Origin of the sequence: Aliterella atlantica CENA595 (assembly GCF_000952155.1) — a bacterium.
GTDB classification, from domain to species: domain Bacteria; phylum Cyanobacteriota; class Cyanobacteriia; order Cyanobacteriales; family Chroococcidiopsidaceae; genus Aliterella; species Aliterella atlantica.
Genome location: NZ_JYON01000045.1, coordinates 1 through 23,808, shown reverse-complemented (window position 1 = coordinate 23,808; position 23,808 = coordinate 1). Strand labels below are relative to the sequence as shown.

Sequence of the window (23,808 nt, the reverse complement as noted above, 5' to 3'; positions counted from 1 at the left end):
GGTACTGGGCGATCGCTGCGAGGTGGTACTGTGCGAGTGTTGCGAGGTGGTACTGGGCGATCGCTGCGAGGTGGTACTGTGCGAGTGTTGCGAGGTGGTACTGGGCGATCGCTGCGAGGTGGTACTGGGCGATCGTTAGGTCTTTGTACATCAAGCGGTGGACGCACTTGAGCCATTCGATTGCTTGTTTCAGCTTTTACTTGAGTAGGTGAAGCCAAACTAAGGACTGCCATTGACAGAGCAATTGTTCCTAGCGCTAAACAAGAGCGAATATTCATAGCTATCAAACTTTTTAATTAGTGACAGGTCATATTTCTGATTAAGCCACCGAAAAATTACACTAATCCATTTGCAAAAATTACAAAAATGTAATTTGAACCACATGGCAATCTGTATATGATGGTTTGAATATTGAATAGCTTGGCAAGAAGTACATTCACTAATATCCCGCTCTACCAGGCTCGGAGCGAATCTTGCGGTAAAGCTTGCTCAAAAGTTGAGCGATCGCTTTGTTCTGCACCAAAAATTGCGATGTTTGGTAAGCAATTCCAGAGTTAGGAAAATTGGACTTAATTAATACAAAAGAAGGCGTACCAAGCTGTCCTCCTACCTGACTGTTGCCCATGTATTAATTGTCTCCAACTATTCGTTTTCCCTTGTATTTATCGCTGCTGTAAAGTAAATCTAATCCTCTACCCGTTACAGGCGATTTATGCCCGTCTTGCGCCCAATTTTCAACAAGGCTAGGATGTTTCAAGGCTTTGCAAGGGATTAAATATATTCGTGCATGGGAATTCAAAACATCTTGACAGCGATCGCCTCTTCTAGAACTGCCTGGTTCAATAATATTTACAGAATTGCTAGCAGATTGAACGCTTGAGAAAGCATCGCGTACTTCTTGCAGAAATTTTTGCCAAACTTCGATGTCGCATGGTAACTGCTTATCTGCAAGTTGCCAATAACAACCGCGCATTCTACCGCTATTCCAATGCAAGGGTCTTCTCGATCCCTACCGATTCCTACTAGATGAGATGATAGGTATAGTACGTTTTCAATTAAGGTAAAATGAGCTTTTTGCTTTGCTTCTGAAAGAATTGTGCCTTCGTAAATGTAAGCGCGATCGCTCTTTTTAGCTTCCCATTCTACAGCAATGCGAATACTGCCTTCTTGACTTTTTGGTTCAATTGTGCGAAATAAAGTTGCTTTTAATGCGTAGACGTTTTACTTCAGAGGGATTGCTATACTGGAGAGCGATCCGCAAATGGCTCCTTTCAGGCTACTAGACGGGATATAAGGTACGCCGTACACTGGATAAAATACAGGTAGTAACAACTCGCGGAAGCCCCGCATACAACCTACTCGCAGCCGCTAGGGAAACTCAATAGCGATCGTATCCTCGGCTAAGGATTTTGTTTTTTCTGTAAGCTGTTGATATAAGCTCGTACAATTTTTATTTGTAGCAGCTTCTAGTATAGGTTGGACTAATTCTTGACTGTTTTTATCTACACCAAATTTAGCGAATTTTAGTTTCTGTAGTGGACTTTTAAGAGTGATTTGTCTTGCTATTACTTTTGACTGGATTATCGGCTGTTTTTCAGTTTTAGCAGATGGCGAACCAACTACCAAACTAAGTCTTTTATCTTGCCAATGAAGGGGCAATTTAGCCTGAATTTTAGGAATGTTACCTCGAGACTCTTTTTTCTTTTCTTCGCTGGCAATGTATAAATCAAAATTGTTTCCAGCTTCTCTTAATTCAGTATCTTTTAACAATTCGTAGAGAGGGTTTTATCTTTTTTCAATTTATCAATAATTTCCAACCATGCTTGTTGGCTCGTTGGTTGATTTTGCGGCTTAGATGGGTGATTGTGGCGATTTTGATTTATTAATTCCTCTGGTTCTCCCAAAACCCTATAATTACGCCAATACTGGTACGCTCGCATCATCCACCCATATCACCCAATGTCTGCAATCTGCTACATCCTAGTCGGTATGCCTAGTTGCGGCAAATCTACCTTAGCCGCCAAAATAGCCGCCTCTAACCCCATATACAAAATCGTCTCTACTGACCAAATTCGGGCAGAACTCTACGGCGATGCGATAATTCAAGGCAATTGGCAAGAAGTTGAAACCCAAGTCCTGCAACAAATTCACCAGCACCTCACCGCAGGCTACCCGATAATTTACGATGCTACAAATTGCCAACAGGCTTGGCGACTAGATTTGCTAGCCAAACTAGCTAAATACAAAAATATCTCTTGGATTGCATTGTACGTCCAAACACCTTTAGAACAATGCCAGCTTAGGAATCAACAACGCCAACGCCAAGTACCAGAATCAGTCATTATCAACATGGCGCAGTGCTTGGAATTATCTCCACCAACAACATTTGAAGGTTTTGCCGCCGTATATGCGATCGCACCTACCGATTTTGACGAAATAATCTGCAAATTGTAGGGGCGCAATGCATTGCGCCCTCACAATGTATCGCGCCCCTACGTTACGACGACATTAATTATTCGTCATCATCAAAATCATCGTCATCATCCTCTTCATCGTCGTCCAAGTCATCGATTTCATCATCGATCAATTCCTCTTCCTCATCTGGGACAAAAGAAGCACCGCGATCGAAGGTAAAGCCTTCACCTAAACCATTTTCAAAGCTGTAGGCGCGGGCGGTGCGATCGTCTAGAACAACATCCATCGAATCGTCGCCATCCTCAAACATACTGCTTGGATCTAAAGTTGTATCCTCAGCGATCGCTCCAGGCTCTTCATAAGCATTAAAGCCAGTTCCCGCCGGAATCAAGCGCCCGATGATCACGTTCTCCTTCAAACCGCGCAACCAGTCTGACTTACCTTCAATTGCTGCTTCAGTTAGTACCCGCGTAGTTTCTTGGAATGAAGCTGCGGAGATAAAGCTATCTGTATTTAGCGATGCTTTAGTAATACCCAACAACACAGGCGTATATTGAGCCGCTGCACCACCAGTAATACTCATAGCTACGTTCACCTGCTCGATTTGACGTAACTCTACTAACTCCCCAGGTAACATTGTGGTATCGCCACCATCGTCTACCCGCACTTTGGCAGTCATCTGCTTGACGATTACCTCAATATGCTTGTCAGCAATATCAATACCTTGAGATTGATACACCAACTGCACCTCATTGACTAGGAAAGTTTGCACTTTCTGCAACGATTCGGTCGCGGCTGAATAGCCTTTTTGCGAACCTGCTTGCGACGAGTAGTAATTGAAGAATACTTCCAAAATCTCGTGGGGATTTGCTGGACCGTCAGTTAGCTGCATCCCTGCTTCTACTACTGAACCGTCAGAAACTACTGGATTTTGCCCAGGTCCTAGCGGATATTCGGCGATCGCTCCACCTTCTTCAATTACCCTAATAGCTACAGTCTCATCCTCGATCCGCGTTAGTTCAACTGTTCCAGGACGCACCGCCAAAATGCAAGCTTCTTTAGGCTTGCGTGCTTCTAAGAGTTCCTCAATTCTCGGCAATCCTTGAATGATGTCTCCAGTCTTGGTACGTTCAAATACCAACAATACTAGATTGTCACCCCGCTGTACCAAGCCGCTATCTTCTACCTGTAATACGGCTCCAGGACTAACTCGGTAAGGACGAGCATTACGCATATTTATTGTATATCCGCTTGTCGCTAAAGCTGTATTCCCTGCTTGTGCTGCTTGTTTGTCTGGACTCTTGATTTCCAAGACTTGACCGGATTCCTCAGCAAACACTTCAGGGGCAATTTCTTTACCAGCTACTACTAGATCGCCAGCTTTAACGCGGGGTTTTTCAGGCACGTTAATGTTTGTACAATCGGCTTCTCTTAAAATCAAGATCCGGCGAATTGCCTCTGCACCCTCTTTCACACCGCGAACTATACCTGCTTCTTTACACAAGATTTCGGTACGAGCGACAACTGCTCCAGGGGCGATCTCTTGCCCTTCTTCAACATTGAATCGAGTATTGGTACTACCTTGAGTCACGTCCGCAGGAACGTCTTTACGGATTGCTAATGATTCTAGAATTACCAACTGCAAGCGCTGAATTTCTGGATCTTCTTCATCTGTAACTAGCTCAATATCAGCCGCCATTGGCGAACTTGCACCACCATACTCGGAAGAGTGCATTTGATCCATTTCCAGAACCAGTTGAGTCCGCATTAGTTCTACGCCCTCTACTGATTTGACGCGCTCGGAATCTTTGTACGGTAAGCGACAAACAGCCCGTAGTTCGATCGATCGCCCTTCACCTGTACTTGATTTTGTACTCGGTACTGATGGGGAATCTGGTACGGGGAATTCTTTCACCGGACGCAATAGCAAAGCTGGACCGTTGGGCGACTCTACAAACTCGATGTAGCGTAACTCTTCAGTAACGTATCCAGGAATCAACTCTTCGCCAGGTTGAGTAAATGTACCATCGCGGTTAATTACTGATTCTGGATCGTCCAGCATCAATAGTTCGCCTGGCTTGATTACCAACTCGCGCAAGATATCGTTTTTCTGAGTTACTTCTACAACTCCGCTAGTTTCGCAGAAGATGTCTTTGACAACTTCGCTACCAGCTTCTACATATTGAGCGTCTTCAACAAGTAAGAGCGAGATATCTTTATTGACTTCGTGGGTTTCTTCGGGAATCCATAAGATGGTTCCGCCCTTAACGACTTCGTAGCCTTGCTTGCCTTTACCTTTTTTGGCAAGTTCTACGCCAGAGTATTTAATCAAGCCGCCTGTATTGGTGCGGTATTCGTCAGAGATCAGTTCTGCGACTACTTGATTATTTTGTACTTTTGTGCTGGGAGTTGCGAGCAACGAAAACTCTGCGCCATTGCTAGTTTCGATGATGTAGTGGTCGCCTTGGCGTTGATTGTGTTCTACGCGTACGGTAGCTGTATCTAGAACTACTGATGCGGTGATAATTTCAATCTCGCGAGCGCTGTGACCGGAGTTTGGCGTTTCGATGGTCGATCGCACTATACCGCCATGAATGGTATGGATTTTTGTCTCTGCTAGGACGCTGTTTGCTTCCACGCGATCGCCGTTAACGACGACAGGTTCCGCACCTGGGGGCAAATTATAAACTTCCCCTGACAAAATCCAAATCAAACCGCCTCTGGTGGCTGTAGTTGTAGTGTTGCCTTGTCTATCTGTTTTTTCTTCAGGAACTAGATCGGCAAATTTGACTTCACCAGCTAAATCTGACGATACATCTTTAGTTGCTTTTTCTGTGTGGGCGCGGTTTGTTCTACTACCGATCGCAACTTCTGCAAGTAACTGTCCAGCTTGTACTTTCTGTCCGTCTACGATGTAGATGGTCGAGCCTTGGGTAACAGCGATCGCGACTGGATCGCCAGAAGCTACTTCCAACATGAGATCGCCATTAGCTTCTACAAATAGCGCATCTTCCCCGTGACGAGTTCTATAAGGTCTTGTCCGCAAGCGTTTGGGAATGCGAATTGTCCCCTCTAAGTCGCTGCGTACTTGCCTGGCAACTTCCCCTGTAAATACGCCACCTGTGTGGAACGTCCGCATCGTTAGCTGAGTTCCAGGTTCGCCGATACTTTGGGCGGCAATGATGCCTACAGCTTCGCCTAAATCTACTAATTTGGCGTGAGCAAGACTCCAGCCGTAACAGTGCTGACAAACAGATCGCGCCGCTTCACAAGTAAGAGGCGATCGCACGATTACTTCTTCCACGCCAGCTTTTTGCACTGCAACAGCAACATCATCAGACATCGGCTCATTTTTAGGGCAGATGACTTCTTTAGTTTTGGGGTGAATTACATCATCTAAAGGCACTCTACCTAACAGGCGAGAACCAATCGGTATCATAACGCGATCGTTTTCTACCATCGCCTTGACAGAAATTCCCCGCGTCGTACCGCAGTCAATTTCCCTAACGATCACATCTTGCGATACGTCTACCAAGCGTCTTGTCAGATAACCTGAATCAGCAGTTCTTAAAGCTGTATCTACTAATCCTTTTCTCGCTCCGTAAGAAGAAATAATATATTCTGTAACTGTCAATCCTTCGCGGAAGTTAGTTTTAATTGGTTGGTCGATGATTTCTCCTTGCGGATCTGCCATCAAACCGCGCATTCCTACCAACTGACGAACTTGGGAAATATTACCTCTAGCTCCCGAAAAAGCCATCATGTAGACTGAGTTGAGTGGATTACTAGCTTTAAAGTGATCGACAACTTCATCTTTGAGCGCTTCTGATGTACTGTTCCAAGTATCAATTACTTTTTGGAAGCGTTCTACTTCGGTAATTTCGCCGCGCGTGTAGCGCTCTTCAGTGGCGCGAATTTCTGCTTCAGCAGCTTCAAGTAAGGCTCTTTTTTTCGGTGGAACCATCAAATCGTCAACGCTGATCGAGACTCCAGCCTTGGTGGCGTAGCGAAAGCCCAAATCTTTCAAGCGGTCAGCGATCGCAGCGGTTTTGGCAGTGCCATAGTGAGTAAACGCCCAAGCGATCAACTTTTTGAGTTGACCTTTGTCTACCACGCGATTGCGAAAAATCATTTCTTTGCCGTCTGCCATGATTGTACCTGTTTTATAAGAATCAGAAGTTATGTTTTTCTGTAATTTTAAGGAGGAGACAGAAAGTTACTTCTGCCTCTATTCCAACTCCTAAGCCAAGACTTCTTGAATGGTCTTGTTATAGATAATTCGACCTGGGGTAGTGCGAACAAACTGAGAAATGAGGTTGCCATCAGCATCTTCACGGCGGCGCAAGTTTGCGGTTGTAATTGAGCGCGTACCGTCGCTGAAGGTTTCTGTTTGCGGCTTGCTGTTACCATCTTCTGAATCTACTAAGCCATCAAAGCGCACCCAGACTTTGGCATGGAGATCGACTTGCTTTTGTTCGTAAGCAACGATCGCATCGTCTAGCGAGGCAAAATAGCGATCGCCACCTTTACTTGCTTTGGGATTTTCTGCAGTCAAGTAATAGCAACCCAGTACCATATCTTGGCTAGGAGTTACGATCGGTCTACCTGTAGCTGGCGACAAAATATTGTTAGAAGCCAACATCAACAATCTTGCTTCAGCTTGACTTTCCAAAGACAAGGGAATGTGAACCGCCATTTGGTCGCCGTCAAAGTCAGCGTTAAACGCCGGACATACTAAAGGATGCAGTTGAATTGCCCTACCTTCTACCAAAATCGGCTCAAATGCTTGAATCCCCAATCTGTGCAGAGTCGGAGCGCGGTTTAGCAATACTGGGTGTCCTTCAATTACTTCCTCTAAAACATCCCAAACGCTCGGATCGCCGCGAGAAATTAACTTCTTGGCAGCTTTGATATTGTTAACAACACCGCTGCGAATCAACCGATGAATTACAAATGGCTGAAATAGCTCAATTGCCATTTCTCTTGGCAAACCGCACTGGTGAATCTTCAACTTTGGTCCGACAACAATTACCGAACGTCCAGAGTAGTCTACTCGTTTACCGAGCAAGTTTTGCCGGAAACGACCTTGCTTACCCTCAATAATGTCTGATAGAGACTTCAAAGGGCGGTTATTTGCGCCTACTACAGTACGTCCGCGCCGACCGTTATCAATCAAAGCATCCACCGCTTCTTGCAACATCCGCTTTTCATTGCGGACGATAATTTCTGGCGCTAAGATTTCTTGCAATCTTGCTAAACGGTTATTACGGTTAATCACGCGACGGTAGAGGTCGTTCAAGTCGCTTGTGGCAAAGCGTCCGCCATCTAACTGCACCATCGGGCGCAAATCTGGGGGAATAACAGGAATAACTGTCATTACCATCGATTCTGGCAAAGAACCTGTAGCGACAAAGTTATCGATTACGCGCAGGCGTTTGATTAACTTAGCGCGTTTTTGACCTTTGGCATTGCCAATTTCTTCGCGCAGGCTTTCGGCTTCTGTTTCTAAGTTAATATCTGCTAGCAGCCTTGCTAAAGCTTCTGCACCAATCCCTACTTCTACGCCTGACAGTTGCGAATCTTCACTATAGAGTTGATCTTCTATTTCTAGCCACTGATCTTCAGTAAGCAGTTGTTTGTAACTAAGAGTATCGGCATTACCTGGTGCTAAGACAACGTAAGCATTGAAGTAGACGATTTGCTCGACATCCCGCAAAGGCATATCTAGCAAAATAGCAATATAGCTGGGGATACCTTTGAGATACCAAACGTGCGCCACAGGGGCAGCAAGTTTGATAAAGCCCATGCGATGGCGGCGGACGCGAGACTCCGTTACTTCAACGCCGCAACGTTCGCAGACAATTCCGCGATGCCGTACTCTCTTATATTTACCGCAATGACATTCCCAGTCTTTAGCAGGTCCAAAGATGCGTTCGCAGAACAAGCCATCCATTTCTGGCTTCAGGGTGCGATAGTTAATAGTTTCTGGTTTAGTAACTTCTCCTACCACTTGCCCGTTGGGTAGGGTACGCTCTCCCCATTGCCGAATTCTCTCTGGGGAGGCTAGCCCAATTTTTACATAATCAAACTGAGTGGTTTGTGGTGTTCTCATAGGTTATTTAGGGATATGGGGTGGGGCAGTGTGGGAAGTGTGGGAATTATAGGAAGGATGAGAAGTGTGGGAAGACAAGGAGATGATTTAATTAAATTCTTTCTCCCCCTGCTTTCCCTGCACCCCCTGCTTCTCTACACTTCTTCCTCTTCTAGGGCTTCGCGGCTTAGAGATTCGTAAGTAGGACGGTTGGGAGTGCGGCGACCGGTAGGATCTGCCATAAGGTCAACTTCTACATCTAGGGAGCTACCGTCTGCTTGTAGTTCTACTTTGTGGACGGCAATATCCAAGCCTAGAGATTGGAGTTCTCGCATTAGCACTTTGAAGGACTCTGGCGTACCTGGACGCGGAATAGCTTTACCTTTGACGATCGCATTTAAGGCTTCGTTGCGTCCCTGCATATCGTCTGATTTGACTGTAAGCAGTTCTTGCAATGTGTAGGCGGCTCCAAATGCTTCTAGCGCCCATACTTCCATTTCTCCGAAGCGCTGACCGCCTTGTTGGGCTTTGCCGCCTAGTGGCTGTTGCGTTACTAGAGAGTAAGGACCTGTAGAACGGGCGTGGATCTTATCGTCGACTAGGTGTACTAGCTTGAGCATATAAGCTATTCCTACCGTCACTGGGCGATCGAATGGTTCTCCAGTACGACCGTCGTATAGCTGAATTTTGCCTGGCGATTCTAGGTCAAACAACCAATCTTTGCCTGTTTGCTCCCTAGCTTCCATTAACTTGCCATGTACAATTGTCCGCGATGACTCTTCGCCGTACATTTCGTCAAATGGAGTGATTTTGTAACGCATATCTAGGTTCACTCCTGCCCAACCTAGCAAGCATTCAAATACCTGTCCGACGTTCATCCGCGAAGGTACGCCCAAGGGGTTGAGGACTATATCTACTGGCGTGCCGTCTGGCAAATAAGGCATATCTTCTAGCGGCAAAATCCGTGAGATAATTCCTTTATTACCGTGTCTACCTGCCATTTTGTCGCCTACTTGAATCTTGCGTTTTTGGGCAACATAAACGCGCACTACCATGTTTGCGCCTGGTGGGAGTTCGTCTCCTTGTTCGCGGGTAAATACGCGGACATCTACTACACGTCCTTTTTCGCCGTTAGGTACGCGCAAGGAGTTGTCGCGCACATCTCGCGCTTTTTCGCCGAAGATTGCCCTGAGCAGTTTTTCTTCTGGTGGTTGGTCTGATTCTCCTTTAGGGGTGACTTTACCAACTAGGATGTCTCCTGCTTCTACCCAAGCACCGATGCGGATGATTCCTTGTTCGTCGAGTTGGCGCAGCGCATCTTCACCGACGTTAGGAATTTCTCTGGTGATTTCTTCTGGTCCTAACTTGGTTTGTCTAGCTTCAATTTCGTATTTTTCAACGTGAATTGAGGTGTAGGTGTCTTCTTGAACCAGTTTTTCGGAAATCAAGATCGCATCTTCGTAGTTGTAGCCTTCCCAAGGCATATAAGCTACGGTGATGTTTTGCCCCAAAGCAAGTTCGCCGCCTTCAGTTGAAGAACCGTCAGCCAATACTTGACCTGCAACTACGCGATCGCCTTGTTTTACAATTGGTCTTTGGTTCAAACAAGTATCTTGGTTCGATCTCTGGTACTTCGATATAGGGTATTCAATTTCTTGCCCTTGGATTGTAGTGACTGACAAATCGCCGGTTAGTTCTTTCAAGTTAGTATCGCTGCTAACTCTAATCCGAATCTTAGTCGCATCTACATAAGACACCTCGCCATCAGTACGGCTGACAATTACCATCCCAGAGTCTCTAGCAGCTTGGGCTTCTAAACCCGTTCCTACTAATGGGCGTTCTGGCTTAAGTAGCGGTACGGCTTGGCGTTGCATATTCGATCCCATTAGCGCTCGGTTAGCATCGTCATGCTCTAAAAATGGGATCAAGCTTGTTGCTACCGAGACAATCTGTACGGGCGATACGGCTACGTAGTCTACTTGGTCGGGGGTTGTAGTTGCAAACTCCTGACGGTAGCGGACGGTTACTTTTGGTCCTTTAATGTAGCCGTCTTCATCTACAGGAATATCTCCAGGGGCGACGCGCAGATCGTCTTCTTCGTCTGCTGTCATATATACTGGGGGCTGGTCGAATAAGACGCGACCTTTATCTACGGCTCTAAATGGCGTTTCTAAGAAGCCGTATTGGTTAACCTTGGCGTGAGTTGCCAAAGAACCAATTAGCCCTGCGTTTGGTCCTTCTGGTGTCTCTACTGGGCAAATGCGCCCGTAGTGGGATGGGTGAATGTCTCGAACGGCAAAACCCGCCCGTTCTCTAGTCAATCCGCCAGGTCCGAGGGCTGATAAGCGACGTTTGTGAGTTAGTTCTGCTAATGGATTTGTTTGATCCATGAACTGCGATAGTTGGCTAGAACCAAAAAACTCTTTAATTGCCGCTACCAATGGTTTGGGGTTAACTAAGGAAGCAGGTGTCAAGCTTTCGGGATCGGATACGGTCATGCGTTCCCGAATAATTCTTTCTAAGCGGTTTAAGCCTACTCTTACTTGGTTTTGCAGTAGTTCACCGACACTTCTCACCCGACGATTGCCTAAATGGTCGATGTCGTCAATGCTACCCATGTCAAATTCTAGGTTGATTAAGTAGTCTACTGCCGCCAAAATATCTATGGGGGTAAGAACGCGGGTAGTATCGGGGATCGCTAGGCGCAATTTCTTGTTAATTTTGTATCGTCCTACTCGCCCCAAATCATAGCGTTTGGGGTCAAAAAAGCGCGATTCTAGTAGCTGATTTCCGCCGGAGACGGTGGGGGGTTCGCCTGGACGCAATTTGCGGTATAGCTCCATTAACGCCTCATCTTCAGAAAACTGTCCTTCTTTTTCGATGGTTTTTTGGAAGTATTCTGGGTGACGCAAAGCATCGAAAATTTCGTTGTCAGATAATCCCAAGGCTTTGAGCAATACTTGTGCTGACAGTTTGCGGGTTTTATCGATTCTTACCCAAACTAAGCCGTTGCGGTCAGTTTCAAATTTGAGCCACGCGCCTCGATTGGGAATTAAGCTAGCAGAATAAGTGCGACGACCATTTTTGTCTACTTCTGATTTGTAGTACACTCCAGGCGATCGCACGATTTGGTTGACGATTACTCTTTCTGCGCCGTTAATAATAAACGTGCCGCGATCGGTCATCAATGGTAAGTCGCCAATAAATACTTCTTGCTCTTTAATATCGCCTGTTTCTTTATTAATTAGCCTTGTCGGTACGTACATTTGCACCGCGTAGCTGCTATCGCGCCGTTTGGCTTCGTCTACGTCGTATTTTGGCTGTTTTAATTTATAATTTTGTCCTAAAAAATGTAGTTCTAACTTGCCTGTATAGTCGGAAATCGGCGAAAAGCTGTTAAGTTCTTCAATTAGTCCTTCTTCTAAAAACCAACGGAAGCTAGAACGCTGAATTTCAATCAAATCAGGTAGTAAAAAGGCGGGTTCGATGTATGTTTCAGTTGTCATGCGTTTTTTACTCGTTGCTGCTGGTTGTGTATTTCCGCTAGGGAACTAAATTGCCCTATTTGTTGGTAAGCGCTGCGGGCAAGTACCGAAAAGAAACTTTTTTGCTTTTATAAGTGATGTGTTTGTACAATAGTTGTCATCTGCCTAAGTCTTGGCGATCGCATATTAACTAGAAAAACGACGGCAGTCTCTCCAAAATTTCTCAAGCTACGTATAGCAAAAAGCCTTCGCCCGTTGCTGTTTTCAAGATCTAGTAAATTGTCCTAGCCTATTTTTAGGCAGATATTCTAAACAAAAATCTTGGCAATTGACATTCAACTTATTTAGGTAAGTTCTAGACATTTTGTCAGCTATGCGAAGTAATATTTGCGTTTCTAACAATTTTTGACTACTTTTGCTCAAGAATTTATATCCCTTTGACGTAGAGCATTCAGGGTTTAAGTCGAGTGGCTGTTAAAGTTTTTTCCTGGAAACTTAAATAACGCATTTGCCTGTACTTCCTTAATTATTATGACGTTTTTCCGCCTGTGCTGTGCAGCCTCAAACTGAAAGCTTAAACAGTTCGCAGGCATTTCTTGTCGTGGTTTGGGCAATCTCTTCTAACGTCACGCCGCGCAATTGGGCGAGAGCTTGCGCTACGTGCAGTACGTAGGCTGGTTCGTTGCGTTTTTGTCCTCTTTTTGGCACTGGAGCCAAAAATGGACAGTCTGTTTCGATTAATAATCTTTCTGGATTGACAATTTGGGCGCTTTGATGTATTTGCTTAGCATTTTTAAAAGTTACTGTGCCGCTAAAACTGATGTAGAAGCCTAAATCTAGAAACCATTGCGTTTCTTCTTCAGTTCCACCCCAGCAGTGCATTACACCTCGGACTTTTTGCTTGCTATTTTGCCACTTAAGTAATATTTCCCGTAAATTAGCAGCAGCATCGCGGCAGTGGATAATTACTGGTAAATTTAATTCAGATGCGATCGCAAGTTGTGCTTCAAACACCTTTTGCTGCTGCTGAACGTTATCTGCCTTGTAATAGTCCAGTCCTGTTTCCCCGATTGCTACTACTTTGGTATCCGATGCAGCTAGTGCTAAAATATCGTTTGCCATTGTATCGGTCCATTTTTCGGCATCCAATGGGTGTAAACCCACAGCAAAACCAATTTCAGGAAATTTGCGGGCAATTGCTTGAATATCAGCAAATTCTTGGGGTTCTACGCAAGAATGTACTAACCCAACTACACCATTTTCTTGCCAGCGCGATCGCACTGCTGCCAAATCTGGTGCAAATACATCAAAATTGAGATGAACGTGGGAGTCTATTAGCTGCATGACTTAATTTAGCTATTAGCTGTGATTTTTCAAACTTTTGCTGCCAAGAATTTTTCCTAGCAGCGATCGCTAATTGCTTTTTACAGCTTCGATGCGGCTCTACCCAGCGGTAACTGCTTCTTTGCGCTTAATGCTAGCGGCAAGGCGTGACTTTTTCCTGGCACCATTATTGCGATGCAATACGCCGCATTTTACAGCTTTATCAATTTTGCTGTAAGCTGCTGCCATGTGCTGCTGCATTTCTTGCTTGGCTTCGGCACTGGGATTAGCTGCGTAAGCATCTACAGCAGCCAAGTATTTTTTCATCAACGTTCTTACGGCTGACTTGTAAGCCTTATTACGCAGGCGATTTTTTTCAGCGACTTGGACGCGCTTAATAGCAGACTTAATATTTGCCACAATTACTTCAGGGGATACCGTTAAATAGACAAAATCCTAGATGTACTAATATAGCATTCAAATTGACAGAAATTGCGATGGAAAAGAAAAATCCAGGTTAAGCTATAAAAGTAGCGAGTATTTAGTTGCTTCAATCCGCCCAAACGGCGGCAAATAAAGCGATAATTAATACTGCTACCTCCTGGTGGTAACTCCTAAGATTGCATTGCGAACTTCATGCTGCGAATCATTACTCAGCAAGGCGAGGTACAAGCAGAACTGCAAAGAATCTGCGAACGCACCCAAGACGACCAAGTACAGCACAAAGAGGCGACAGTACGCGAAGTGCTTCAGGCAGTAAAGCGCCAAGGAGACAAAGCCGTACTGCATTACACGGCGGAATTTGACCAGCAAACTTTCAAAGCAGAAGATTTGCGCGTGAGCGGTTCTGAGTTAGATGCTGCCTATCAACAAGTTTCTAAAGAATTGTTAAGCGCAATTAGATTGGCGTGTCAAAAAATAGAAGCTTTCCATCGCCAGCGCGTACCAAAATCGTGGGTACAGTTTGAAGATATGGATGTAGTATTGGGCAAGCGCTACACGCCAGTAGATCGTGCTGGGTTATACGTTCCTGGTGGTAGAGCCGCTTATCCCAGTACAGTATTGATGAATGCGATTCCAGCTAAAGTTGCTGGAGTTCCCCGCCGCATTATCGTCACGCCGCCAGGAATGGGCAAAACAATCAATCCGGCGGTACTAGTAGCAGCCCAAGAAGCGGGCGTAGAAGAAATATATCGCGTCGGTGGAGCGCAAGCGATCGCAGCTTTAGCTTACGGTACAGAAACAATACCTAAAGTAAACGTAATTACAGGACCAGGAAATATTTACGTAACTTTAGCCAAAAAGCTAGTTTACGGGACTGTAGGGATTGACTCATTAGCAGGACCATCAGAAGTATTAGTAATTGCCGATGAAAATGCTAACCCCGAACACGTAGCTGCTGATATGCTAGCTCAAGCCGAACACGATCCAATGGCAGCGGCAATTTTAATTACAACAGATAGCAAGCTAGCGGAAAACGTGCAAGCGGCGGTAGAAAGACAATTGCTAGACCATCCACGCCGAATGCTAACAGAAAAAGCGATCGCCCATTACGGTTTAATCGCGATCGTAGAGTCTTTAGCAGTAGCAGTGCAGCTATCAAATGAATTTGCGCCAGAACACTTAGAACTAGAAGTAGCCCAGCCTTGGGACTTAGTACCGCAAATTCGTCACGCTGGGGCAATTTTCCTGGGCTACTCGACTCCAGAAGCAGTAGGAGACTATTTAGCTGGACCTAATCATACATTACCGACATCTGGCGCTGCGCGTTATGCTTCAGCATTAGGAGTAGAAACTTTCCTCAAACACTCTAGTTTGATAGAGTATTCGCCAGCAGCATTAGAGCAAGTAGCCTCAGCAATTGACATCCTAGCAACTGCAGAAGGCTTACCATCACACGCTCAATCAGTGAGAATGCGCGTTCAAAATAAAGATAATAAAGACTGGGAATTACAAGATGGGGAAAGTCCTAATCTTTAAGCCCTAGATAACGCGCAAAGGAGACAAGCGGTGTTTAAAACAATAGTAATAGCTGTTGATGGCTCAGAGCTTGGCGATCGCACGATAGAGGCGATCGAAGAACTGCAATTGCCATCAAGCGCAAAGATCGTTCTGGCACACGTTATTCCTTTAGCAGAATCAGACTTAGAAATAGCTGCAGACCGTCCCCACAGCGACTTAGAGACAGTTCCTTACAGGCAGATTGAGAAGCAGTTGCAATCGTATCAAGCTAGGTTAGCATTTGACAGCGAAATAGAAATTGTCAGCGGCGATCCAGCAGAAGAGATTATTCGCCTTGCTAATATTTATCATGCGGATTTAATTGCGATCGCAAGTCGCGGTTTAACTGGGGTAAAACGCATCTTACAAGGCTCAGTCAGCAGTCAGGTGGTTGAAAATGCTGCTTGTTCCGTCTTAGTAGTTAAGCCAGGTTGAGGATGATTAGGTTAGTCTAATTCAATGCTGAATTAGGTTTTGGTGTGTGATGGGCAATTAGCGCATAGGAGTGTGTGAGAGTGAGCGTACAGATAATTAAAAGCACGATAGTTACAGCAGCAAGCTTATTGGCTTTATTTGCGCCAAGTAGAGCTAATAGTCAACTTATACCCCAACCTTGGGGTTCTGTAGGTGGCAAAGATGGAGATGTTACTTTTGCTGTAGGTGCAAGAGCGTTCGATTTTGGCGTTGAATTAGGTAAAGGTCCTGAAGGCTCTACAGGCGTAGACGTACTCAAGTTTATTAGCTTACCCGTTATTTCCCCTTATGTTGGACTGGGGTTATATTCTGCAGACAAAGGTGTAGCGGTATCTGGTGGAGTACAAGTAGGCGCAACCGATAATATATTTGTTGGCGTTGGTTACAACTCAGTACGGGGTATCAACGGGCAAATAGGCGTAAGATTTTAAAGCTAGTTTAAGTAAGGGAAAATAGGATTTGCACGCCAGTTTACATAAACGAGGGGAAAATACGCACGTAGCTGGCTCGTTTACACAAACACGCTCCCACCTGCACGAACTAGCAGAATTTAACGGTAGCCTTACTGATAGATAAGGACAAAACACTTAATAATTAAATGTCTGTTATCTCTTCCGCATCAATTCCCAGTTCTCTTAATTTAGCGGCAAGTCGATCCGCGCGTTGTTTTTCCTGCTCGGCGCGTTGTTTTTCTTGTTCGGCGCGTTGTTTTTCTTGTTCGGCGCGTTGTTTTTCTTGTTCGGCGCGTTGTTTTTCTTGTTCGGCGCGTTGCTTTTCTTGTTCCTCCCGCTCCTCAGCGGTTAGCAACAAATTGCCATCATTATCCCACCAGCGCAACCAAGGTAAATTTTGATAGTACAATTGCCCTTGCCAAATGCCTAACTCCACTCCCATAGGCTCGATTGGGTAATGTCCTCGCTCGTTCGGGACAATCTGCTCGTAGTGATTGGCAACTAATTCATACACTTCTACTGATGCCTTTTGTACCTCGTAGATGGCGTAAAAAGGTATTCTAATTGCTTGCTCGTACACCCAGAATTTACCTGCTTTGCTGTCATCTGAGGCAAAGGGTGAAGTTCTATCCCTCTCCTCTGAGCCATCACCAGAGACAAACTCAATCGCAATTAACGGCGCAACTATTTCTTTCCACATCACATAGGAGCGTCGAAATGCGCCATTAAGCAATGGTGGTACATTCGGCACGTAAAACCAGTCTGGAGCTTCTGCACCGCGTTCTGGAGGCTCTGTTAGCCACCAATAAATGCCACTATCTTGCCCAATACAGTATTGTCCATCGCTATGCAGCCGAGCTAAAACCGGACGAATTGAGCTAGTCAGAACTAAGCTTTGCGGATGTTCCTGAAAGTTTTTCACAAATGTACCATCGGATTCTGGCAACTGCGTGTGATCTGGCAGCGTCAGGGGTGTGGAAGACTGGGCGAGCGTCATAGCGAAGTATCTCCACGTTAGAGAACTTATGTATCATTTTAAGCGCGATCGCTTTTTTTCTTGAATCCAAATGAGCAGCACAGATCCAAGTTAGGAATTGACTTTGCTTTTGCTATGCAAAAACTGCCGCAAGCGTAGCAAGCTTTCAGTTTGTCCTAAATTTAGCGGCAGCAATGATATACCTTCAAGTCGAGACTGCACCCAACCTTCGCCCCAGTACCACTCGTGAAAGCCGTCAATACCTTGACTGAGTATTAGGCGTAAACTTACAGGTGTTGCTACATCTACTTGATGATGAATAGCAATAGGTCCCGTCCAACTGGTAAAGCTAAATCCTGGCTGCAACTGTTCGGGCATTCCTGGATTAAGGCGTTGAAACCACAGCCATTGTTGCATCTGCAAGGGACGCAGCAAGCTATCTCGAATTGTTTCCCTCGAAGCACCCACTTCGATTCTAAGTTGGCTTTGTTGGAAAGTACCTAGCATTTTTCAGTGCAGAGCGATCGCGCTTAGTAGTAATTCTTCTTTAGTATGACAAAGTTGCAGTTAAAGGAGACTTAAAATAGAGATGTAAAGAAATGTAAGGGTTTTTCATGGCAGATCAGTTGATACGGGCAACAGCAGCCGACGGCGGAATTAGGGCGGTGGGTGTAATTACAACTCGCCTAACAGAAGAAGCAAGAGAACGGCACAAATTATCTTATGTGGCTACGGCTGCTTTAGGGCGCACGATGTCCGCTGGACTATTACTTGCCTCTAATATGAAGCGTCCTGGTTCGCGGGTAAATATTCGCGTTAAAGGTAACGGTCCATTAGGAGGAATTTTAGTAGACGCAGGTTTAGATGGAACGGTACGCGGTTATGCAGATAACCCTAGTGTCGAACTTCCACCCAATGATAAAGGCAAACTAGATGTTGGTGGCGCTGTAGGTCACGAAGGCTATTTATACGTAGTTAGAGATGTAGGCTACGGCTATCCATACGCTAGTACAGTTGAATTAGTATCGGGCGAAATTGGTGAAGATGTAACTCATTACCTGGTAAGCTCAGAACAAACACCATCAGCGCTAGTTTTGGGTGTATTTGTTGGTGCAGAGGGAGTAAGCGCTGCTGGCGGAATATTAATTCAAGTGTTACCTAAAGCAGCAAGAGATGAAGCTTTAGTGCAAACTTTAGAGTCGAGAGTTGCATCGCTTTCTGGTTTTACACCGCTTTTGCAGGCAGGGTTAACATTACCAGAAATATTTGAGCAACTACTAGGCGATATGGGATTGAATATATTGCCAGAAACTCAATTAGTGCGCTTTCACTGCGGTTGCTCTTTCGATCGCGTTATGGGTGCTTTGAAAATGCTGGGTGAGGCAGAACTGCAAGACATGATTGAAAAAGACAACGGTGCTGAAGCAACTTGTCACTTTTGCGGAGAAGTCTACCAAGCTAGTAGCGATGAACTGGCGCAGTTGATTTTGGATTTGCAGGCGGAATCTTCAGGGTAAAATAACTTTCTAAAGCAAATGCGATCGCACTGCTCAATTACGCTCAAATGTATGCTATGACAGTCTTGGAGCGTAGAAACAAAATGTAATTACTTCTAGTTGAGACAAGAAAATTTGCTGGGAAATCTAGATTTTTGTCAGTTGGAAGGGTACGATGACAACGAATAGACAGTAACTAGACTTACATGGCTGCTGTAGTAGTAATACTATATAGGTGCGGACAATGAGAGAGCCAGGAATCCCTAAAAATTGGTCTGGTAAATTTGCAAATATTGGGAATAAAAAACAAACTCCAAAAATTCCCAGTGCAAACCATACTGGCTCTCATTTGCTCCCAAATAATTCAGGTTCGCCGCATCAACAAAAAATAGAGTCAGAATCTCAGGAATTTTTACAAATGCGCGATCGCCAGCAGCCTATCACCCAAAGCAGTATTAATACTTCCTATGATGCTAGCTCGATACCACCAAGGATACAGCCGCCTATTCCTCCAGTACATAAACTACCAGGTTGGTTGCGAAATTGGCTAGTTTGGGCGGTACTTGCAGGCGTAACTACAACAGGAGTTGGGGTAGTAGCGATCGCCTTTTTATTGAAACTACCTGCTGCTCCTAATTGCCCAGCAGTATTTTGGCCCCTAGCCACAGCTACCGTACGCTTGCATTGCGCGGAAGTAGCAGCAAACAAGCAGACAGTAAAAGATTTGTTAGCAGCGATTCATTTGGTGCAAGCTTTACCTGAAGATCATCCGCTGCATGGAGAAATTAATACTTCCATCGCCCAGTGGACGCAAGATATTTTAGATATAGGCGATCGCTCATTTCAAGCAGGTAAATTGCCATCGGCGATCGCTATTGCCAAAGAAATTCCCAAAAATGTCCCCAACTACCAAATAGTAGAAAAACAAATTGCTACTTGGGAAGCGACATGGGCGCAAGCAGAAGAGATTTACAAAGAAGTAGAGGCGCAATTACCCAAACGCCACTGGCACGATGCTTTTATGGCTGCCGTACGCTTGCTAAATATAGGAAATGAATATTGGGCAACGACAAAGTACGAACAACTCAATCAACTCATTGAGACAGCCAAAGAAGATGCCAATAATATAGATAAAGCCCAAATTCTGGCAAAAAGAAGCAATTTAAACGATTTATTGGCAGCCATAAAAATTGCCGAGTCTCTAGGTTCGAGTAGCTACAGCTATCAAGATGCCCAAGCTTTAATTCCTGAAATTGGGCGGACAATGATAGCTTTAGCCCAAGATGCACTAGATAGAAAAGATGCAGATGAAGCGATCGCCATCGCCAGCCAAATACCCGCCAGTACAGATATGCAGGCGGAGGCAAACGATTTAGTTACCATAGCCCAAGCTTGGCGTAGTGCGTGGCAAGATTCTATTCCTGGATTGGAAAACGCGATCGCCACAGCCCAAAAAGTTACCTCAGATCGTCCAGCATATAACCAAGCACAGGCATTAATTGCTCGGTGGCAGTTAGAAATAGAAGATGTTGCCAATCTGCAAAAAGCACGAGAACTAGCCAAAGGTGGAACAGTAGGAGATTTGACAGCAGCGATCGCTCAAGCTGAAGTAGTTTCAGATAACAATCCGCGTGGGGAAGAAGCTAATACAGAAATTAGTCGCTGGCGCTCGAAAGTAGAAACAATTGAAGATCGACCATACTTAGCTCGTGCGGAAGAATTAGCAACGATGGCAGATGTAGGTTCATTGCAAGCTGCAATTAATGAAGCCAGCCAAATTAATCGCGGACGTTCGTTGTATAGAGAAGCCCGCCGGAAAATATCAAATTGGCGCGGGCAAATAGAACGGATTGAAGACCAACCTATATTAGAATCAGCGCGATCGTTTGCAAGTAATGGAAATTTGCCTGCAGCTATTGGTACGGCAAGACAAATCCAATCGGGACGCTCTCTATCAGGTGAAGCCCAAGCAGCCATTGATGACTGGCAAGCACAAATCGACGCGCGGCAAAACTGGCGAGAAGCAAGGCAAATAGCCCTACAAGGAACGCCAGAATCGCTAGCAAGAGCAATTCGCATTGCCAATCGCGTCCCGCGTAGCAGCCCCCTGCGTTTTGATGTCAATCAAGCAACTGCCGAATGGAGCAATCGTATTTTGAACACTGCTGTAGATCGGGGACAATCAGATATTCTTGGAGGAATTGCGATCGCCAAATTAGTACCGCGCAATAGCGAGGCATACAGAGCCGCTCAAGAACAAATTGCTACTTGGGAAAGGTTTCTAAATCCGCCCCAGCCAGAAAGTCCCGCCCCAGAAAATCCCGAACCAGAAAATTAGATTTATTAGCATTATTAGGTAAAAAATGGATGAGGTTTGGCAATTACAGTCAACTTTTGGTTGATTTTGATGGTAGATGCACAGACTTTTAAAAAATACCGAGTGCTAGCATATCCCTAACTGGTAGTGGTAATTACTAGCAAAAGAAGTGTCGCTACTTTTTCGCTCAATTGTTTGTTGGGTTACTGACGAAAATGTTGCTATCTCTCAAGTTAAACCTGGAAGATTCAACAGCCTGCTGCTACCGGAAATAAGGAGAAACCGGAGTTCTGCGCCTATTTCATTATCCTGTTTGATAGAGCGATCGCGCTACTACTACTTAGTAAATAAAACTGCTTAAATACGTAGAGAAGTTAAGTCAATTGGAGCATAAATAATCAGCGCGATCGAAGTTTTACCAATTTTTCGCTCGTGAGGGTGTTCCTTCAATTTGCGACAGAGGTTTATCCAAGCTCAACTATTTCTTGAATTAAGATGATGCACACCCGTAAAAACACTACCAAGCAGTGAATAGTCTTGTCAATAAAATTAAAGATAGATGCTTCTAATTACTAAGTAGTATATAAGTTTACAAATTATGGCTTTTGAACAGATTTTAGGTAATTTTAATAAATATATTGAGCGTAGATAATGCCAATTTTCCTAGAAAATAGCAGTAAAAACTACGATGCTAAAAATCAGCCGCTATCTAGAGCAAAATAGCATCATATCCCTTGCAAGCATATAGGCAGAAACTTATGTAGTCTCTATCTACTCAATTTCATCTGCAAAACTAGCGCGGCGCACAAAATAAAATGGTCCTGCAACCGAACCCCAAATATGTTCGTCAGTCTCCACATCCTTACCGCGATCTAAACTTGTAAACTTATCTGCATCAATTTCAAACTCGCTATCTAAATAAGTCTTCTTATCCTTGCGAAAGACAATGCAGCCTTTACCTGGTTCGACGACACCTTTAAAACTATTACCCGTCCAATCTACAATCATGTTGCATCCTGGCAACTTTTCCAAATGCTCCACAGTCAGATTCTTGAGACGCTCTTTTTGTCTAGCTGCGCCGTAAAATTGCTGTTCGTCCTTGACGCTGTAGTTTTCGATCGCAATGCGATCGCCTGCTACCATCAATTTTAGAACTCGCACTCGGTAAGGGTTATTGAGCGTAAAATCATAAGCCTGCTCGATATAAAAACTCACTCCCGATAGCAGTTCTACAGGCAAAGGACGCATACAAACGCGAATATGAGCAAAAAATGGCGGGTTTTCAATAGCTTGCTCTTGGTTGCTAAAATCTGCTGCCATCCAACGAGCTAAAGTAACAATATCTGTAGAATGAGTCATTCCCTTGAATTGATGCGCTGGTAATTAATCTACTTATGTATTTTAAAGCTTGTAGTTGGCTGTTTATAAAGAAAATTTTTAGTCTCAGTGCTGTGTGGCTACTATGTAGTGTAAGTGCGATCGCATCTCCCGCAAAGCCGCAACAACAAGAGTTTCCTGTTAATCCTTTAGAAATAACAACGCCAGATCCTCTTTTACCTGCAACCTCGCCGCCAACAGCCGCAGAACAACAAAAATTAGCTCAAGCTTTGGATGAATTAGCAAGTCAAGCGCAAGCTAGGTTCAATGCTGGGGATAAACCAGGTGCTTTTGCAATTTGGAATCGAGAACTAAGATTGAGGCGCGTATTAGGCTTACTAGCAGAAACCCAAGCATTAGGAAGAGTAGGAGCAATAGCTTGGAGTGACAACGAACGCTTGCAAGTACAATTTATCACTGAAAGACTAAATACAATTTGGCAGCAAAATAAAGCTCAACCTAAGCCCGATCTACAATTTCTCGCTACGCTAGGATATGCTTTTCAGCAAATAAGAGTACCAAAGTCAGCGTTAGAAGTCTACACGCAAATTTTGAACATTCAAAGACAACAAAATTCCGCCGCAGTAGAAAACACTCTTCAAACTATTGCTCAGTTACATCTAAGCTGGTTTGACTACCCCCAAGCTATTGCTAGTTACAACGAATTGCTCAAGCTAGCACAAGCGAATAGCGATCGCACAAGAGTAGTAAGCTACTTACAGCAGCTAGTTTATATTTACGATCGCGCCAAGCTATACAAAGAAGCAGTGGCAACTAAAGAACAACTGCTAGCATTGTACCAGCAGCAAAATCTAGTTAATGAAGTCCCACTGCTACATCTAGCGATCGCATCTGACTATAAGGCTTTAGGTCAAATAGCCCAAGCTTTTAGTAACTATCAATCAGCTTACACTTCCGCCTGGGCATTGCAGCAATTTTATCAAGCTGGTGATGCTTTACGTAATTTGATTGATTTATATAATTCCCAAGGTCAAACCCAAGAAGCCCTGCAAACTAGCCAAATCTTATTGCAAGCCGACGAACAAGCTGCCAACATTTATGGCATGATGAATACCTACGATCGCATTGGGCAGATCAATCTCAAGCTTGGTAGATACCCAGAATCTCTAGCGGCGTTTCAAAATGGGCTGGAGTTAGCCAAGCAATTGCAGTACCAAGAAGAATACTTTACAAAGCAAATTGCTCAAGTAAATCAGCGGATTCCGCAGTAAACTAAGATATACCTGCTTGCGGGCTGAATTTCTTTACCTATCTAACCTGAGTTCGGGTTAAGGAAATGGAAGTAAAACCTAATGTAAATGGAGGGAAGGCTTCTTGGGCTGATGACAATAGGCAATTAAACCACACAGAACATTAACAGCGAAGTTGACAGGACTGCGA

At 44.7% G+C, this 23,808-nt stretch carries 17 protein-coding genes and 3 pseudogenes; 7 read left to right on the top strand and 13 right to left on the bottom strand.

Translation table 11 applies throughout. The annotated features are described in order from the left end of the window. From UH38_RS23995 to UH38_RS27540, 5 genes and pseudogenes are all read right to left on the bottom strand, one after another. A pseudogene (locus UH38_RS23995) lies at positions 1-278 on the bottom strand (hypothetical protein); the annotation flags it as partial. A 161-nt stretch (positions 279-439) separates the two neighbouring features. Then, positions 440-625, bottom strand: coding sequence for a hypothetical protein (locus UH38_RS26520; RefSeq protein WP_045057238.1), 186 nt, complete (start codon positions 623-625; stop codon positions 440-442). Positions 626-628: 3 nt separating this feature from the next. Beyond that, entirely contained in the window at positions 629-973 is a 345-nt protein-coding gene (locus UH38_RS27550; protein WP_045057237.1) for a hypothetical protein, read from the bottom strand. Positions 974-1,221: 248 nt separating this feature from the next. Next, positions 1,222-1,350 (bottom strand): RAMP superfamily CRISPR-associated protein, encoded by a 129-nt coding sequence (locus UH38_RS28410; protein ID WP_200892607.1) that lies wholly within the window; start codon positions 1,348-1,350, stop codon positions 1,222-1,224. Positions 1,351-1,368: 18 nt separating this feature from the next. Continuing rightward, entirely contained in the window at positions 1,369-1,770 is a 402-nt protein-coding gene (locus tag UH38_RS27540; protein WP_045057236.1) for a hypothetical protein, read from the bottom strand. Positions 1,771-1,959: 189 nt separating this feature from the next. On the opposite strand from UH38_RS27540, the gene UH38_RS23970 reads away from it, so the two are divergent. Then, positions 1,960-2,454: an ATP-binding protein gene (locus UH38_RS23970; RefSeq protein WP_045057234.1), complete on the top strand. Its 495-nt coding sequence runs from the start codon at positions 1,960-1,962 to the stop codon at positions 2,452-2,454. A gap of 58 nt (positions 2,455-2,512) precedes the next feature. On the opposite strand, the pseudogene UH38_RS23965 reads toward UH38_RS23970, so the two are convergent. The 4 genes and pseudogenes from UH38_RS23965 to rpsT form a co-directional block, all read right to left on the bottom strand. Then, positions 2,513-8,527: pseudogene (locus UH38_RS23965) on the bottom strand (DNA-directed RNA polymerase subunit beta'). Positions 8,528-8,661: 134 nt separating this feature from the next. Further along, positions 8,662-12,012 carry a DNA-directed RNA polymerase subunit beta gene (rpoB, locus tag UH38_RS23955; protein WP_045057231.1) on the bottom strand — a complete coding sequence of 1,117 codons (3,351 nt, stop codon included), beginning with the start codon at positions 12,010-12,012 and terminating at the stop codon, positions 8,662-8,664. A gap of 540 nt (positions 12,013-12,552) precedes the next feature. After that, entirely contained in the window at positions 12,553-13,335 is a 783-nt protein-coding gene (locus UH38_RS23950) for a TatD family hydrolase (RefSeq protein ID WP_045057230.1), read from the bottom strand. 99 nt (positions 13,336-13,434) lie between these two features. Continuing rightward, a complete protein-coding gene (rpsT, locus tag UH38_RS23945) occupies positions 13,435-13,734 on the bottom strand; it encodes a 30S ribosomal protein S20 (RefSeq protein ID WP_045057229.1) in 300 nt (99 codons plus the stop codon). Between the two features lie 216 nt (positions 13,735-13,950). Between rpsT and hisD the strand changes: the two genes are divergently transcribed. The 3 genes from hisD (at position 13,951) to UH38_RS23930 (ending at position 16,220) form a co-directional block, all read left to right on the top strand. Next, positions 13,951-15,294 (top strand): histidinol dehydrogenase, encoded by a 1,344-nt coding sequence (hisD, locus tag UH38_RS23940; RefSeq protein ID WP_045057228.1) that lies wholly within the window; start codon positions 13,951-13,953, stop codon positions 15,292-15,294. Between the two features lie 30 nt (positions 15,295-15,324). Beyond that, positions 15,325-15,750 (top strand): universal stress protein, encoded by a 426-nt coding sequence (locus UH38_RS23935; protein ID WP_045057227.1) that lies wholly within the window; start codon positions 15,325-15,327, stop codon positions 15,748-15,750. 80 nt (positions 15,751-15,830) lie between these two features. Then, on the top strand, positions 15,831-16,220 hold the full coding sequence (locus UH38_RS23930; RefSeq protein WP_045057226.1) for a hypothetical protein: 390 nt from the start codon (positions 15,831-15,833) through the stop codon (positions 16,218-16,220). A gap of 163 nt (positions 16,221-16,383) precedes the next feature. On the opposite strand, the gene UH38_RS23925 is transcribed toward UH38_RS23930, so the two are convergent. Together UH38_RS23925 and UH38_RS23920 are read right to left on the bottom strand one after the other, a co-directional pair. Then, on the bottom strand, positions 16,384-17,238 hold the full coding sequence (locus tag UH38_RS23925) for a Uma2 family endonuclease (RefSeq protein WP_045057225.1): 855 nt from the start codon (positions 17,236-17,238) through the stop codon (positions 16,384-16,386). 90 nt (positions 17,239-17,328) lie between these two features. Further along, positions 17,329-17,724, bottom strand: a complete 396-nt coding sequence (locus tag UH38_RS23920) for a hypothetical protein (RefSeq protein ID WP_045057224.1) — start codon at positions 17,722-17,724, stop codon at positions 17,329-17,331. 107 nt (positions 17,725-17,831) lie between these two features. On the opposite strand from UH38_RS23920, the gene hslO reads away from it, so the two are divergent. Further along, positions 17,832-18,734 (top strand): Hsp33 family molecular chaperone HslO, encoded by a 903-nt coding sequence (gene hslO, locus UH38_RS23915; protein WP_045057223.1) that lies wholly within the window; start codon positions 17,832-17,834, stop codon positions 18,732-18,734. Positions 18,735-18,957: 223 nt separating this feature from the next. Continuing rightward, positions 18,958-21,051, top strand: coding sequence for a hypothetical protein (locus UH38_RS23910; protein ID WP_045057222.1), 2,094 nt, complete (start codon positions 18,958-18,960; stop codon positions 21,049-21,051). Between the two features lie 750 nt (positions 21,052-21,801). Here UH38_RS23910 and UH38_RS23905 read toward each other — a convergent pair. Further along, positions 21,802-22,389, bottom strand: coding sequence for a chromophore lyase CpcT/CpeT (locus tag UH38_RS23905; protein WP_045057221.1), 588 nt, complete (start codon positions 22,387-22,389; stop codon positions 21,802-21,804). 35 nt (positions 22,390-22,424) lie between these two features. Here UH38_RS23905 and UH38_RS23900 point away from each other — a divergent pair, with 35 nt between their 5' ends. Then, positions 22,425-23,639: a tetratricopeptide repeat protein gene (locus tag UH38_RS23900; protein ID WP_045057220.1), complete on the top strand. Its 1,215-nt coding sequence runs from the start codon at positions 22,425-22,427 to the stop codon at positions 23,637-23,639. Positions 23,640-23,717: 78 nt separating this feature from the next. Here the strand turns inward: UH38_RS23900 and UH38_RS28405 are convergent. Next, positions 23,718-23,808, bottom strand: a pseudogene (locus tag UH38_RS28405) (IS982 family transposase); the annotation flags it as partial.

Coding starts and splice junctions, on each gene's coding strand:
- UH38_RS26520 (WP_045057238.1), bottom strand. CDS start 625: ATGGGCAACAGTCAGGTAGGAGGACAGCTTGGTACGCCTTCTTTTGTA.
- UH38_RS27550 (WP_045057237.1), bottom strand. CDS start 973: ATGCGCGGTTGTTATTGGCAACTTGCAGATAAGCAGTTACCATGCGAC.
- UH38_RS28410 (WP_200892607.1), bottom strand. CDS start 1,350: ATGCGGGGCTTCCGCGAGTTGTTACTACCTGTATTTTATCCAGTGTAC.
- UH38_RS23970 (WP_045057234.1), top strand. CDS start 1,960: ATGTCTGCAATCTGCTACATCCTAGTCGGTATGCCTAGTTGCGGCAAA.
- rpoB (WP_045057231.1), bottom strand. CDS start 12,012: ATGACAACTGAAACATACATCGAACCCGCCTTTTTACTACCTGATTTG.
- UH38_RS23950 (WP_045057230.1), bottom strand. CDS start 13,335: ATGCAGCTAATAGACTCCCACGTTCATCTCAATTTTGATGTATTTGCA.
- hisD (WP_045057228.1), top strand. CDS start 13,951: ATGCTGCGAATCATTACTCAGCAAGGCGAGGTACAAGCAGAACTGCAA.
- UH38_RS23925 (WP_045057225.1), bottom strand. CDS start 17,238: ATGACGCTCGCCCAGTCTTCCACACCCCTGACGCTGCCAGATCACACG.
- UH38_RS23920 (WP_045057224.1), bottom strand. CDS start 17,724: ATGCTAGGTACTTTCCAACAAAGCCAACTTAGAATCGAAGTGGGTGCT.
- hslO (WP_045057223.1), top strand. CDS start 17,832: ATGGCAGATCAGTTGATACGGGCAACAGCAGCCGACGGCGGAATTAGG.
- UH38_RS23910 (WP_045057222.1), top strand. CDS start 18,958: ATGAGAGAGCCAGGAATCCCTAAAAATTGGTCTGGTAAATTTGCAAAT.
- UH38_RS23905 (WP_045057221.1), bottom strand. CDS start 22,389: ATGACTCATTCTACAGATATTGTTACTTTAGCTCGTTGGATGGCAGCA.
- UH38_RS23900 (WP_045057220.1), top strand. CDS start 22,425: ATGTATTTTAAAGCTTGTAGTTGGCTGTTTATAAAGAAAATTTTTAGT.